Annotated in this window: 12 protein-coding genes; 2 read left to right on the top strand and 10 right to left on the bottom strand. The window is 37.5% G+C overall.

All coding sequences use genetic code 11. The features are described 5' to 3' along the window. Positions 1–169 precede the first annotated feature (169 nt). The 6 genes from FHS59_RS15570 to FHS59_RS15545 form a co-directional block, all read right to left on the bottom strand. Positions 170–1,183: a cytochrome d ubiquinol oxidase subunit II gene (locus FHS59_RS15570; protein ID WP_317168205.1), complete on the bottom strand. Its 1,014-nt coding sequence runs from the start codon at positions 1,181–1,183 to the stop codon at positions 170–172. Next, complete coding sequence (locus FHS59_RS15565; RefSeq protein ID WP_184496344.1) at positions 1,180–2,535, bottom strand: cytochrome ubiquinol oxidase subunit I; 1,356 nt, start codon at positions 2,533–2,535, stop codon at positions 1,180–1,182. Before FHS59_RS15565 ends, FHS59_RS15570 begins: the two co-directional genes overlap by 4 nt. 51 nt (positions 2,536–2,586) lie before the next feature. Continuing rightward, a complete protein-coding gene (locus FHS59_RS15560) occupies positions 2,587–3,318 on the bottom strand; it encodes a hypothetical protein (RefSeq protein ID WP_184496343.1) in 732 nt (243 codons plus the stop codon). A 1-nt stretch (position 3,319) separates the two neighbouring features. Continuing rightward, the gene (locus tag FHS59_RS15555) at positions 3,320–4,456 is read right to left on the bottom strand and encodes a DUF4221 family protein (RefSeq protein WP_184496342.1); all 1,137 of its coding nucleotides are present in this window, start codon (positions 4,454–4,456) and stop codon (positions 3,320–3,322) included. Next, complete coding sequence (locus tag FHS59_RS15550) at positions 4,453–4,662, bottom strand: hypothetical protein (RefSeq protein ID WP_184496341.1); 210 nt, start codon at positions 4,660–4,662, stop codon at positions 4,453–4,455. The genes FHS59_RS15555 and FHS59_RS15550 overlap by 4 nt, the downstream gene beginning before the upstream one ends. Before the next feature lie 71 nt (positions 4,663–4,733). Next, positions 4,734–4,949 (bottom strand): hypothetical protein, encoded by a 216-nt coding sequence (locus FHS59_RS15545; protein ID WP_184496340.1) that lies wholly within the window; start codon positions 4,947–4,949, stop codon positions 4,734–4,736. Between the two features lie 308 nt (positions 4,950–5,257). Between FHS59_RS15545 and FHS59_RS15540 the strand changes: the two genes are divergently transcribed. Continuing rightward, a complete protein-coding gene (locus tag FHS59_RS15540; protein ID WP_184496339.1) occupies positions 5,258–6,244 on the top strand; it encodes a bestrophin family protein in 987 nt (328 codons plus the stop codon). Between the two features lie 68 nt (positions 6,245–6,312). After that, positions 6,313–6,879, top strand: a complete 567-nt coding sequence (locus FHS59_RS15535; protein ID WP_184496338.1) for a transposase — start codon at positions 6,313–6,315, stop codon at positions 6,877–6,879. Between the two features lie 24 nt (positions 6,880–6,903). Here the strand turns inward: FHS59_RS15535 and FHS59_RS15530 are convergent, their stop codons facing one another. The 4 genes from FHS59_RS15530 to FHS59_RS15515 all read right to left on the bottom strand — a co-directional run bounded on the left by FHS59_RS15530 (position 6,904) and on the right by FHS59_RS15515 (position 13,605). Further along, positions 6,904–7,599 carry a head GIN domain-containing protein gene (locus FHS59_RS15530; RefSeq protein WP_184496337.1) on the bottom strand — a complete coding sequence of 232 codons (696 nt, stop codon included), beginning with the start codon at positions 7,597–7,599 and terminating at the stop codon, positions 6,904–6,906. A 247-nt stretch (positions 7,600–7,846) separates the two neighbouring features. After that, on the bottom strand, positions 7,847–10,273 hold the full coding sequence (locus FHS59_RS15525) for an ABC transporter permease (protein WP_184496336.1): 2,427 nt from the start codon (positions 10,271–10,273) through the stop codon (positions 7,847–7,849). 68 nt (positions 10,274–10,341) lie between these two features. Continuing rightward, complete coding sequence (locus FHS59_RS15520; protein WP_184496335.1) at positions 10,342–11,031, bottom strand: head GIN domain-containing protein; 690 nt, start codon at positions 11,029–11,031, stop codon at positions 10,342–10,344. Positions 11,032–11,184: 153 nt separating this feature from the next. Next, positions 11,185–13,605 carry an ABC transporter permease gene (locus FHS59_RS15515; RefSeq protein ID WP_184496334.1) on the bottom strand — a complete coding sequence of 807 codons (2,421 nt, stop codon included), beginning with the start codon at positions 13,603–13,605 and terminating at the stop codon, positions 11,185–11,187. Positions 13,606–13,677: the final 72 nt, after the last annotated feature.

Raw genomic sequence — 13,677 nt, 5'->3', positions numbered from 1 at the left:
TGCCACGTTGTCGTTCCTCCTCCCTGCCTACCGGAAGGCAGGCTCGCAATGACGGTGTGAAAAGTAATTTTATTTCCCGATTAAAGTTCCTATTTGAACTTCATCACGAGCGTAACGTGGCAATTCCAAACTTCCAACCTCCTACTTCCAACTTCCAACTTCCAAACTTCTATTCCGCCACTTTCGGCCTTTGAAAACTGAACAATAAGTAAAAAAGAGACGGAAGGATAAAAAGACTTCCAATCAATAAAGCCCAGGCAAGTGAATCAATTGGTTTGCCCAAAGCTGCAGAATTCAAAACTGAAAGATTTGCTCCACTTTGTACGATTACAATATCTGGATAATAGTGATAGCCGAAAGCAATTAGAATTGCAGCTACCACAAAGCCACTTAGAAAACGACTGACTTTTCTTTTCCCTTTTTCCAACTGGAACCAAAGGAATAAAATTGCCAAGGTCGCTAGTGCAAGAATCGACAATGTGATCGGTTCCAGAATCAATAAGCGAATCAACTCAATTCCATGGATCTCCGCTGCAAAAAACACCAAGCCACCTGCCAATACCATTAGCAGTAGAAACATTCTGGCTTTTTTGATAATCAACATTTTCAGGTCCTTTTCTTTCGCCTCTCCCACCAAATAAACTGCCGCCAAAAAGCCACAGATCATGACTGTAAAAACACCAATAGAAAGACTAAATAAATTAAACCATGGATAAATAAATGACTGATAAAAATTGGTAGCCTCTGGGTCAATTCTTCCACTGACAGTTGCTCCAAATATCAACCCTAAAAAAAGTGGCGTCACAAAACTAGAATAGGTAAAAATCAGATTGTACACTCGCTGCATTTCATCTTTAACAGCATCATAATGTCTAAAAACAAAGGCTGTTCCTCTTCCGATAATTCCAATCAGCATCAACACTAGTGGAATATGTAAATGAACAGATAAGACGGTATAAATAGCCGGAAACCCTACAAACAGAATCACAATCGTAATAATCAACCACATATGGTTGGCCTCCCAAATCGGTCCAATCGTTTGATAAGTAATTGCCCTGACCTGATCTCGCATTTTTGCCGGAGTAAAAATCTCCACGATTCCTGCACCAAAATCAGCTCCACCCAGTAAAACGTAAAGGAGAATCGATAAACCAAGAAAAATTATGACTACGTAAAGCATCATTCTGATTTGGGATTAGTAGAAATTTGATTTTCAGTAAGTTCATTTCCTTCTTTTAAAGAATCTGGAACAGCCTTAATCTGGCGAATCAATAAAAAGGCAACTGCAGCAGACAGAGAAAGGTAAATTGCCGAAAACAGATAAAACGAATAAGCAATCCCAGGAATTGGACTGACCGCATCTTTGGTTTTCAAAACCTCATAAATAATCCAAGGTTGGCGCCCCACTTCCGTCACCGTCCAGCCAGCTTCCACAGCAATAAATCCTAGTGGTGTGGCCACAACAAATAACCAAAGAAACCAATTTGCACGAAGCCAATCTTTCTTTTTCCAGGAGGAAAAGAAATACAATAGACTCAATGCCATTAGAATCATTCCCATTCCTACCATAATCTGAAAAGCGAAGTGGGTAACCATCACTGGTGGATGGTTTTCTTTTGGAAATTGATCCAAACCAATTACTTCTGCTTCAAAATCACCATGAGCTAAAAAACTCAAAGCACCGGGAATTTTGATTGCATAATTGACCGTTTCATTTTCCTCATCAGGAATCCCTCCGATAATCAAAGAAGCTCCTCTTTCAGTTTCAAAATGAGCTTCCATCGCTGCTAATTTTGCAGGCTGGCGAACAGCAATATCCTTGGCAGAAATATCTCCTGAAAGTGGCTGAAGCAATGCAGCTATCCCTCCAAAAACCAATGCAATCCTGAAAGCTTTCTTGTGAAATTCAATATTCTTCTTCCGAATAATCATGTAAGCATGAATTCCAGCCACCGCAAATCCTGTTGCCGCAAAAGCAGCTAAAGTCATGTGCAAGGACTGGGAAAACCAAGCATCGTTAAACAATGCCTCAATCGGATCAATATTCAAATACTCTCCATTGACATAATCAAAGCCAGAGGGACTGTTCATCCAACCATTTGCCGCAACTACCAAAATGCCGGATGCCAGACCACTAATTCCGACGACTACTCCAGTAAACCAATGAAACCAGGGTTTGAATTTCCCCCAACCATATAAAAAGAATCCCAGGGCAATCGCTTCAATAAAAAAGGCCGTCCCCTCGAGTGAAAACGGCATTCCAAAGATAGGTCCAGCATGAAGCATAAATTTCGGCCAAAGCAATCCGAGTTCGAAAGAAAGCATGGTTCCTGAAACAGCGCCGGTGACAAAGAAAATGGCCACTCCTTTACTCCAGGCTTTGGTCAAATCTTTGTAAAGGGGATTTTTGGTTTTTAGGTATTGGTAATGGGAAGTCGCCATAAAAAAGGGCATCACCATTCCTATACAAGCAAAAATAATATGAAACCCCAGCGAAAGCGCCATTTGGGAACGGGCGGCTAAAAGATCCTCCATGGAATTTAGAGACTTGGGACCTACTTCTCACAAGAAGGAGATCAAGTTAAATTATTCCATGAATTTAGGGATATTTCTTTTGTAAATAGCTGAAGTACTATCCATAATATCGTATGTATAAAAATAAAATGATTTTTCCTCCTTTTGAATTATCATACCCTTCAAATCTCCCTTCAATAGAATTTTTTCAAGAGAGAAATCCAAGTAATACAAGGAGTCAAAACCAAAACTATCAATAGAATTAACCTCAAGCGAATTTGTCGAACCAATTTTACTATAATTTGAAATTTGCCCTTCAATCAAAAGGTCATAATAATCTCTAACTACTTTTTCATTAGAGTTCTGAACAAAAATATTAAATAATTCGTCTTCAATATTTACTGGATACAACTCGATTCTATTCCAGTTTACTTTTTCTTTAACATAAAGAACTGGGTTTAAAAAACTTAACCCATTATTAAAAAAATAATTATCATCATCAAGATGTATATTTTTAACCTCATTTAGAACATGATCATCCAAAAATACTCTTAAGGAGGCTTTACTAGAAGCAGTTAGGATAACCAAAGAATTATCTGAAACATTAAAAACTCTTAGAAACTCAACTAATTTTAAAACACAATACTCGCAACCCATTTCAATAGGAATAACTAAAATATTATCAAAATCTTCAGTGTTAAAATCATTAGAAAACGATTCTAATTTTTTTATAGAATCACTATCCATTTTATTATTACATGAAAAAAATACAGCCAATAATATTAAATTAATTATATACCTCATTCTAATTTTTAAATAAAACAAATTGAAAACTATCTTCCATACTACTTGAAACTCTAGAAATAAAAGCAGAATCTAAGGGATACACCATATTGTAGCTAAGAGATCTACTATTCAAATCATGGCTTAAAACTGGCACAAAATTTAAATCATACCAGATCATCACTTTTCTTTTTGCCCATGACATAGAATTAAATTCATCTTCAGATATAGGTTTTTGTATTATCCTAATATAATTAGTTCCATTATAGTAAATTGCATCAAAACTATTATTAAATAAATAATGCGAAAGAACATATTGCATATCTGAATTTTTTGGGTCAGATAAGGGAGGAGCCGAATTAAAATTAGGATCTTTTAAAATAATCCTATCAAGATTTCTATCAGGATCATTTAAGTCAATTGAAAAAAGATCGTTTATCGGAGCAAATGAAATAATCAATTCATCTTCACTATTTTTTACAAAAGAAAAATTCAAGTAGTTTATTCCAAAAACAAAATCCTTCATCACTTGAGGAAGTTCTCCAAAACTTTTAGCTATTCCAGAGTTTAAATCAATTTCTACAAAAGATTTCCAATTTTCTAAATGAGATTTATTATTTGGATTTAAATGAGGAAAAATTGAAATAATTAATTTATCCTCAAAGAATACTATTGGTTTAGTACCTTGTATCATTAAATCGGGAAAAGACCCTAATCCATCTAAATTCAATTTTATTCGCTTATATATCTTTCCCTTTATATTAAATAATATAAGTTCATTAACTCTTGAGCCAATAATAGTATCATTCGAAATATAATACACACCATTCATTCCACTAAGTCCATTCGGACCTTCACTTTCTAAGAAAACACGATTAAAAGAGATAGAATCAAATCTATGATAGAATTCTAAAGAAAGGTTTGATTTGTTATAAAAAAAGAAGACACTATCATTTCTAATCAACTGACTATTTTCAGGAATCGTTGTTAGAGAATCAATTGCCAAATTCATAGTATCTAATATTACATTTTCAATTCCCAACTCAAAAAAATCTGATGAAGAAGTTTTATAATCAGTATTTGAACTACAGGAAAAAAGATAGCTAAGGAAAACCATAGCTATCTTTAAATTTAAATAAACAAAACTTCTTTTAATCATTGTTCAGGATTGAATATTCTAAAACAAGCTGTTACCGAACTACACATAACACCTTCTGAAATACATTCTGTAATTGCTTTATCATCACTAACTATAGTAAGCCTGCATGCTTTTGTGCCACTTTGGGCATAACTAGTTGTACCTACAAGGCTAAGACTAAATAATGAGCCCATAACCAAGGCACCAATAATAATTTTCTTTTTCATAAATTTAATTTTAAAATTGAAACTGATTTACTTAAATTCTAAACAAGTTTTCCATTCTACTCAATTTAGAGTTAAGTATTCCCAAATTTTGGTTTAGGACATGCAAGAATCATACTGCACATTGACCCTTCTCCAAAGCAATCAACTCTCATGGAATCTGGGGTATCAACTGTATAAACACAGGCTTTATCTCCTCCGCTTCCCTTCACTTGATTAGTTTTTAAAAAAACCATAAAACTGGAAACCATCAAAGTGAAAACTAAAATTTTTGTTTTAATCTTTATCATAGGCAAAATGTTTGAATAATTTTATAGTTAAAATCTGATAATTTATTAGTTTGAATCTAGCCCCCCCCACTATTAATCCAATATTTTTTACACTAAAGGATTCTTTCAAACTATTAACGGAATATTTCGTGTTTAAATTTTGTCACGAGGTATTTTTTAAGGTTTAACCATTATCATTCATTTATTGATTTTTATCGTATAATTCTTTTAAAAAATTGTTCATCATACAATTATTATCATAAAATCAGATGTTTAGACAATGGTCTTTTTGACATTTTTCTGTAGTTTAATATTAAAAAACCACTTTTATGTACGTCAAACGGTATTACAGCTTTTGGATGACAGTTCGCTGGTCCAAATTTTCTTTGATTTATGGCATACTGTATTCCTTTATCATCATTGTTCTTTACGAAATCACTTCCATCCCTTTTTCCCTTCCTTGGCAACCAATTTCAGTAATAGGTGTGGCTGTTGCTTTCTTTTTGGGATTCAAGAATAACAGTTCCTATGATAGAACCTGGGAGGCTAGAAAAATCTGGGGAGCAATTGTTAATGAAAGTAGATCCTTTGCTACTGGGATCTTGAGTTTGCCCAATTCTGACTTGCCTTTTGAGCGAAAAAAGAAGATGATCTACAGACACCTTGCATGGCTGATGGCATTGAAGCATGTAATGAGACAGGAAAAAACCTGGGAACACAATCTTCCTGTCAACAAATTAAATTTCATCCCGGGTTTTATCAGGGAATATTATGACGGAATTTATGCGGAAATAGAAAAATATCTCTCAGAAGAGGAATTGACCGAACTCAAAACCCACTCTAATATTCCTTCTCATATCCTCAAGAATCAAAGCACAGAGCTCTCAGAATTGAAAGAACAGGGATTCCTGAGTGATTACAAGCAAGTTTGGCTTCATCAAATGATCGCTAACCTTTATACCCATCAAGGAATGTCTGAACGCATTAAAAATTTCCCGTTCCCAAGACAATACGCCTCCACTGGTCTTTGGATTACGTATATCTTTTGTGCCTTAATACCATTTGGCTTGTTGGATATTTTTGAGCAATCCCGTGCCTTGCATTATTGGCTAACGATTCCTTTTTCGGCCATTATCATCTGGATTTTCTTTTTGGTAGATCGAATTGGCGATTATTCAGAAAACCCTTTTGAAGGAGGCTATAACGACGTTCCGATTTCTTCGGTGGCAAGAGCAATTGAAATCGATTTGCTTGAAATGATCGGAGATGAAAACATTCCTGCTCCATATAAAACTGAAAATGGATTTTTGATGTAAGACAGATTTTCAGAAGGATGTGGAGTTGAAAGGGGAACCTAGAGGTTAAGGATATATTTTTTAAAGAGATGAATGAAAAAAGCAGAAAGTCACCCCGTCTGGCAAGTTGGGATTATGGAACTGAGGCTTCCTATTTTATCACAATTTGCTGCAAAAACCGGGAGCATTTTTTCGGAGAAATAATCAAAAATAAAATGCAATTAACCCCAGCAGGAGCAATTGCATCGGTGTTTTGGTATGAAATAAAAAACCATGCTAAAAATATCGAATTGGGCGAATTTGTAATCATGCCCAACCATATTCATGGGATTTTGATTTTGAAGGGTGATGATAATGATGTAGGGACAAGGCAGAACGACGACGTAGGGACAACGCAGAACGACGTAGGGACAACGCATGCGTTGTCCCTACAACCATCATCAAACCGTTTCCAAAATCAGGGGAAAAATACGGTTTCATCCATCGTTGGTTCCTACAAATCTGCGGTAACCAAATATTGCAATCTGTTGGATTTACCAATGGGCTGGCAATCCAGATTCCATGATCATATCATTCGAAATGAGGATTCTTTCCATAGAATCTCCCAATACATTAGAAACAATCCTGCCAACTGGGTGGAGGATAAATTCTATTAATTCAGGAATCGCAATTAGAGAAAATTATCTCTTACGGATACTGCTAGATCCTGAAACTTTGATATCTCCCATTCTAGGTGATCCAGAATAAACAACATCTCCAGAGCCAGAAGATCTTACTGAAATCATTCCCAAATCTCCAACATAGGTATCACCGGAACCTGATTTAGAAACTTCCAAATCTTCAATAGCAAGATCCTCTGCTACAAAATCCCCTGATCCAGATTGGCTGATTTCTGCATTTCCGATGGCACCGCTTTCGATTTTGATTTTTGCAGAACCGGAAATTGATGCATCCAAATCATCAGCGCGTAGGCTCTTCAACAGGATATCTCCCGAACCGGAAAGTCCCAAATAAAAATCTTCGGCAACAATATCAGATTCAACAATCATTTCACCGGAACCTGAACATTTCAACCCTTCAAGGTCTTTGTAAGTCACATAGAACTTCACAGATACATTTCTGTAATTTCCGTTGACCAAACCTAGCTTTAGGACATCTCCGTCCACCTCTGTTTTTACTTTATCCAAGTCAACTCCTTTGACTTCAATTCTTACCTCTTCGGTGTTTCCTTCTTCCAGGATTACTTCCCAGCTACCTCCGGAATGTACTTTTGTAAAATGACCTGGTTTTCTTGTTTCAGTTTGTTGTGCCTGAGCGCAAGAAACCATCACAAATGCTGTTAATGCCAATGCGGCTAATTTTGAATAGATTTTCATTTTTATATAGTTCTAAAGTTCAAATGTTTTAAAGTTGCAATGTTGCGGATTGAATGTGCCTCCTAATATTGGATGCAGAATTCATGAAAATGGTTGCATCAACCTGTATCATAACTCTACATAAATTTCTGGCGAATACTTTGTACTTGATACTTACCTTCGGCAGGCAAGCTTTGTACTTTGTACCAAATACTAGATACTAAATACCAGATTCTAGATACTAAATTCCAGATACCCGATACTAGCTTCACTCATTCTTGATACTCTTTACCGGATTTGCCAAAGCAGCTTTCAGGGATTGAAGCATAACAGTTCCCGCAGCAATAACCCCAGCAATCAATCCAGCCCAAAGGAATACAGTCCAGCTAATTCCGATTTTATAGGCAAAATCTTCCAGCCAACTGTCCATTCCAAACCATGAAACCGGCACAGCAATCAAGAATCCGATCATTACCAGTTTCATAAAATCCTTTCCTAGTAAAATCAGAATATTGCTAGTTTCTGCGCCCATCACTTTGCGGATACCGATTTCTCTGGTTCTTTGCTCGGTGGCAAATGTGGTCAATCCCAATAAACCCAGAACAGAAATTAAAATTGCCAAAACCGAGAAGAATGTGAAAATGGTTTTTACCCGCTGTTCTGCTTCGTATTGCCTGTTAAATCCTTCGTCAACAAAGATCGGTTCAAATGGAAATCCAGGATTAAGGTCGGCCCATTCTGACTTCAGATATGCCATGGTAGCATCTTTGGTATCTTCCTCGATTTTTAAACTCACCTGATTGGAACGATCCTGAGTAATCATAAACACAATCGGAACTATTGGCTGATGGAGGGATTCAAAGTGAAAGTCTTTCATAACTCCTGTTACAAAGCCGTTTCTTCCTCCATAATTAAATTTCTTCCCTATCGCCTCTTCAGGTGTGGACCAACCGATATCCCTTATCGCTGCTTCATTGAGAATAAAAGCTTCTGAAGAATCACTGGCCATCTGGAAATCAAAATCCCTTCCTGCCACAATCGGAATTCCATAGGTTTTGATAAACTCATGACCGACATGGATATTAGCGATCCTTACATCCAACTGAGACATTTCACCATTGACTTCGGCACTTCCTCCTTGGGAATCCAGCAACCTACCGGAAGGAACCCGGCTGGAAATCGTCACTCCATTGATGCCGGGCTGGTTCATCAATCTATCTTTAATGATTTGATAATTTTCAATTATAGCAGGGCTCGCCGGTAGCACCACAATATCTTCTTTGTCAAAACCCAAGTCTTTGGATTGCATAAAGTCCAATTGTCTTACGACCACAATTACCGCTACGATTAGAATAACTGAAATCGCAAATTGGCCGACAACCAAAACAGATCTAAAATTTTCATGCCCTTTTCCAGCTTTGAAAGTTCCTTTCAAAACTTTAGAAGGTGAAAAACCGGAAAGGAATAATGCCGGATAACTTCCCGCCAATAAACCCACTCCAATCGCAAGACCTATTAATATCAAGAGGTATTCTGGATGCTGGATAAAGTTTAAACTCAGTTGTTTTTGGGTAAAAGAAGAGAAAACTGGTAGAAAGATATAAACCAAAATCACCGCGAATACCAAGGAAATAAAGGTCATTACGAATGACTCTCCCATAAACTGATTCACCAATCTACTTCGGTCCGCTCCCATTACTTTTCTCAAACCCATTTCCATGGATCTCAAAGAGGATCGGGCAGTGGAAAGATTCATGAAATTGATGCAGGCAATCAATAAAATAAACAAGGCAACAGCAAAATACACATAGACATAATCGATGTTTCCATTGGCTTCAATTTCTGAATCCAGATTAGAATACAAGTGAATATCTTCAATTGGCCAAAGGTGAAGCGCCGTTGTTTTGGACCTTGGGATTCCAGATTGTGCCTCACCCATATTTCTATCTATCAAAGCCGGAAATTGAGCTTCCAAAGCTTTGTAATCGTATCCTTCTTTTAGTAGAATGTAAGTAGCGAAATTATTTCCACCGAAGTTCTTCATAAATGCCTCTAAACCTCCATAAAACTGGATCACAGGATTCATGGTCGCAATGAAGTCAGGATGCATATGGGTATTGTCGGGAATGTTTTCAAAAACTCCTCGAACTTGAAATGTCAATTTCAAGCCTTGGATTTCCCCGATCAGCTCTTTCCCCACTGCATTTACATCTCCAAAATACTTGATAGCCATCTCTTCCGAGATCATTACTCCATCACCCGACTCCAAAGCAGCTTTGGGATCACCCTCGATCACAGTCCATGAGAAAACATCGAAGACTTCAGGATCCGCAAAGAAAAACTCATCCTCCATAAACGAGTTTTCTCCCGAGCGAATCAACAATCCGTTTTTAGTCAATCGAACAACCTCATCCACTTGATCTTCAAAATCTGATTTGATCAAAGGCCCAAAAGGCGGTGCCACATGACCTAAGTGAAGGCTTACCTCTCCATTTGGATTGAACCAGTTTCTAGATACTCTATAAATCCTATCCGAATTGGCATGATAGGTATCATAGCTCAGCTCATGTTGTACAAACAAAAAAATCAGAATGCTGACAGCCATCCCGATTGACAAACCCAGAATATTTATAAAAACATAGAGCGGATTTTTCTTCGCGTTTCTAAATACTATTTTGAAGTAATTTTTAAACATGGCTGCTGGGTTATAAATGGGAAAAAGTCTGACCTGATGATCGTGCCACCAAGTCAGACTAGGGTTTGTTATTTTCTGATTATTCGAGCCGATCCGGAACTTCCGATAGATTGGCTGGTTGGGTTTCCTTTGATATAGACATTTCCTGATCCAGAAGCACCTACTTTCAAATCCCCAGTTACCCCGATAGAAGTAGCCCCAGAACCTGACTTTCCGATTTTCACATCTTCGGCCATTAAATCCAGCGCATCAAATGATCCAGAGCCAGATTGTCCAATGTTGGCAGTTTCAGCGGATCCTCCGGCGATAATAACTTTTCCTGATCCGCTCATTCCTACATTAAGAGTTCTTGTATCAAGTTCTTTCATGATAAGATCTCCAGAACCGGAAGTTCCGATAGAAAATGTTCTGGAATCGATATCTGATTCCACTGTCATTTTTCCAGATCCACTTAATCCCAAAGCTGTCAATTCTCTTACGGTTACATAAGCTGTGAAATCAACTTGTCTATATCTTCCTTTTTCCAGTTTGATCTCCAGCTTCCCGTCCTCTACTTCTGTGATCACTTTAGACAGGTCAAAACCATGAGAAACCAATTTGATTTCATCTTTATCTCCAAGGGTAACCACTACATCCCAGGATCCTGAAGATTCTACTCTGTCAAAATCGCCAGGAGTTCTAATTTCTGTTTGTGCTTGTGCAGTTGTTCCCATTAAAAAAAACAGGAATACAAAACCGTAAATAGTTGAAAGTTTCATCTTAAATTTTGTTCAGTTGGTCTACCCTTATAATCCAGAGACTGTGCCAAGCAACAAAAAAGGCCTTCAATCGCTTGAAAGGTCCTCTTTATATTAAATTTTGTCCGAACAACCTGCTTTTTGACCGCAGGCGGACAAATAAATCACTAGTCTTTATTCACTCTTGAGACTTTTTACGGGATTCACAATAGCTGCAGAAATGGCTTGGTAACTTACCGTAACCAAAGCAATTCCCAGAGTGACCATTCCGGCTATTAAAAATACCCCTACACCCAAGTCAATCTTAAATGCGAATGAGTCCAGCCAGGTAGACATGACAAACCATCCAATCGGAACACCAATTAAAAATGCAATTCCTACAAGCTTGGCAAAATTAACAGATAATAGAAGGATGATGCTAGGAACAGAGGCTCCCAAAACCTTTCTAACTCCGATCTCTTTGGTTCTTAAGAATGCTGTGTAGGCGGCCAAGCCAAACAATCCGATACAGGCAATTAAAATAGCAAGAGTAGAAAACACGCCTAAAATCTTGCCTGAAGTCTGCTCATTTTTATACAACTCAGCGAGACTACTATCCAGAAAATAATAGGAAATAGGTATACCGTCCGCTTGATTTGTCCATTTCTCCTCAATAGCATCTATGACCTCACTTTGCCGATTAGCCTCAAATCGAATCGCCAAAAAATTAGTAAAACCTGACGGGTTTTTGGTATTGAAAATCGCTAAAGGAGTAACCTTGGTATGAAGAGATTCAAAATTAAAATCGTCAACAACACCCACTACAGTCAATTCAGAAACGACCGTTTCACCATTGATGTTATTGCTTGTTTCCAAATGCTGTCCCAATGGGTTTTCATCCCCGAAGAACACTTTAACAGCCGACTCATTTAGAATCAATGACAATGAATCGTTGAAATTTTCATCGAAAACCCTTCCTAATTTTGGCTTCAAACCAATAGTAGGAAATAAATCTGCTTCTGCTGCAAATCCTTTTGTCGTCAAGACATCTCCTCCACCAGGTTTGGTAAACTGAACTCCAAAAGTTCCCTGTCCAGGCATGGTGCTCGTTTTTCCCGCTGAGATCACCCCAGGAAGATTTTCGATCTCCTGCTTTAGAGAATTATGGTTGGGTTGGTTTCCAAACCTTCTTAACACAAGTACATTTTCTTTGTCAAAACCCAAATTGGTAGATTGGATAAATTGAATCTGGTCATTGATAATCAGGGTACCGGAAATCAGAATAATCGCAATTCCAAACTGGAAAACCACCAAGCCATTTCTCAACCAGTTTCCTTTACTGGTCTGCAGCTTTCCCTTAAGGATGCTGATCGTATTGAACTTGGAAATATGAAACGCTGGGTAATATCCCGCAAGCAAACCTACGATTACCCCGAAAAGTAATAAAAGTGGGAAAACCGAAAGCATGGCTTTCCAATCAAATACCAAGGACTTTTGAGCCAAATTATTGAAGAAAGGAATCGCAAAACTCACCAGCACTATTCCGATCAGTAAGCTGAACATGGTCAATAGCACGGCTTCCATTAGAAACTGGGTAATAATCTGCTTCCTATCTGAACCCATCGCTTTTCTGACCCCAACTTCTTTCGCGCGATCTGCAGATCTTGCAGTGGCCAAATTAATAAAGTTGATACAGGCCAATACCAAAATAAATACAGCAATGGAAATGAAAATATAGACATAGAGGTAATTCCCATTTGCCTTCATTTCCCCTTCCAGATTAGAATGAAGATGGATATCAGCTAAGGGTTGAAGAAAATAATTATAGCCGTTTCCGGCAGCGGTGTAATCAGCATAGCTTATTCCCAGATTTCTTTCTATTTGTCCAGAGGCATATTTTGTCACCAAACCAGAGAGAGCACCTTCCACCTCATCCGGCGAAGTGGTTGGAGCTAATTTTAAATAAGTAAATGCTGAAAACCCTGTGAAATTCTCTTGTTTGCTAAATGGAAACGAGGTACTAGAAACTAAGTAATCCAATTTCATATGCGAGTTTTCCGGAATATCTTCCATCACTCCCGTGATCTCATATTCCTGTTGGCCTTGCTTGATGGTTTTACCAAGTGCTGATGCTCCTTTGAATATTTTTTGCGCAGCAGTCTGGGAAATTACCACTGTGTTGGGCTCCAAAAGTGCTGTTTTTTGATCTCCCTCCAGCAGGGCAAAATCGAAAACGTTATAAAAATTCGAGTCAACCGCAGCAACAAAATCTTCTTCATAAGGAGTATCCTCAAAACTGATGATATTGCCTCTTCCGAAATAAAAAACTCTAGTGGCATCCTCCACTCCCTTTACTTCTTCTTGTATTACCACAGCAAAACTGTGAGGGATAATGGAATAAAAATTCACATGATCCGGATAAATCCGCTCCAAAGCCACACGGTAGATATTTTCATGATTTGGGATAAATTTATCATAGGAAAGCTCGTCTTTGACATGAAGCATGATCAACATGCAGCATAAAAAACCCAAAGTCAAACCCAATACATTGATCGATGAATAAACCTTGTTTTTCTGAAGATTCCTTAATGCAATTTTGAGGTAATTTTTAAACATAAGGCTGGGGTTTAGGGCTTATAAACGAGCATTTCTAAATTAAACTCACTTCATAAACATTTTCATAAATCT

The organism is Algoriphagus iocasae (assembly GCF_014206875.1).
GTDB lineage: Bacteria > Bacteroidota > Bacteroidia > Cytophagales > Cyclobacteriaceae > Algoriphagus > Algoriphagus iocasae.
The sequence above is the reverse complement of the archived record's forward strand: the minus strand, read 5'-3'. Positions and strand labels throughout refer to the sequence as shown.

Bases quoted from the DNA above. Each gene is read 5' to 3' on its own strand.
- FHS59_RS15515 (WP_184496334.1), bottom strand. From the start codon at position 13,605: ATGTTTAAAAATTACCTCAAAATTGCATTAAGGAATCTTCAGAAAAAC.
- FHS59_RS15530 (WP_184496337.1), bottom strand. From the start codon at position 7,599: ATGAAAATCTATTCAAAATTAGCCGCATTGGCATTAACAGCATTTGTG.
- FHS59_RS15520 (WP_184496335.1), bottom strand. From the start codon at position 11,031: ATGAAACTTTCAACTATTTACGGTTTTGTATTCCTGTTTTTTTTAATG.
- FHS59_RS15570 (WP_317168205.1), bottom strand. From the start codon at position 1,183: ATGATGCTTTACGTAGTCATAATTTTTCTTGGTTTATCGATTCTCCTT.
- FHS59_RS15565 (WP_184496344.1), bottom strand. From the start codon at position 2,535: ATGGAGGATCTTTTAGCCGCCCGTTCCCAAATGGCGCTTTCGCTGGGG.
- FHS59_RS15535 (WP_184496338.1), top strand. From the start codon at position 6,313: ATGAATGAAAAAAGCAGAAAGTCACCCCGTCTGGCAAGTTGGGATTAT.
- FHS59_RS15545 (WP_184496340.1), bottom strand. From the start codon at position 4,949: ATGATAAAGATTAAAACAAAAATTTTAGTTTTCACTTTGATGGTTTCC.
- FHS59_RS15525 (WP_184496336.1), bottom strand. From the start codon at position 10,273: ATGTTTAAAAATTACTTCAAAATAGTATTTAGAAACGCGAAGAAAAAT.
- FHS59_RS15555 (WP_184496342.1), bottom strand. From the start codon at position 4,456: ATGATTAAAAGAAGTTTTGTTTATTTAAATTTAAAGATAGCTATGGTT.
- FHS59_RS15560 (WP_184496343.1), bottom strand. From the start codon at position 3,318: ATGAGGTATATAATTAATTTAATATTATTGGCTGTATTTTTTTCATGT.
- FHS59_RS15540 (WP_184496339.1), top strand. From the start codon at position 5,258: ATGTACGTCAAACGGTATTACAGCTTTTGGATGACAGTTCGCTGGTCC.
- FHS59_RS15550 (WP_184496341.1), bottom strand. From the start codon at position 4,662: ATGAAAAAGAAAATTATTATTGGTGCCTTGGTTATGGGCTCATTATTT.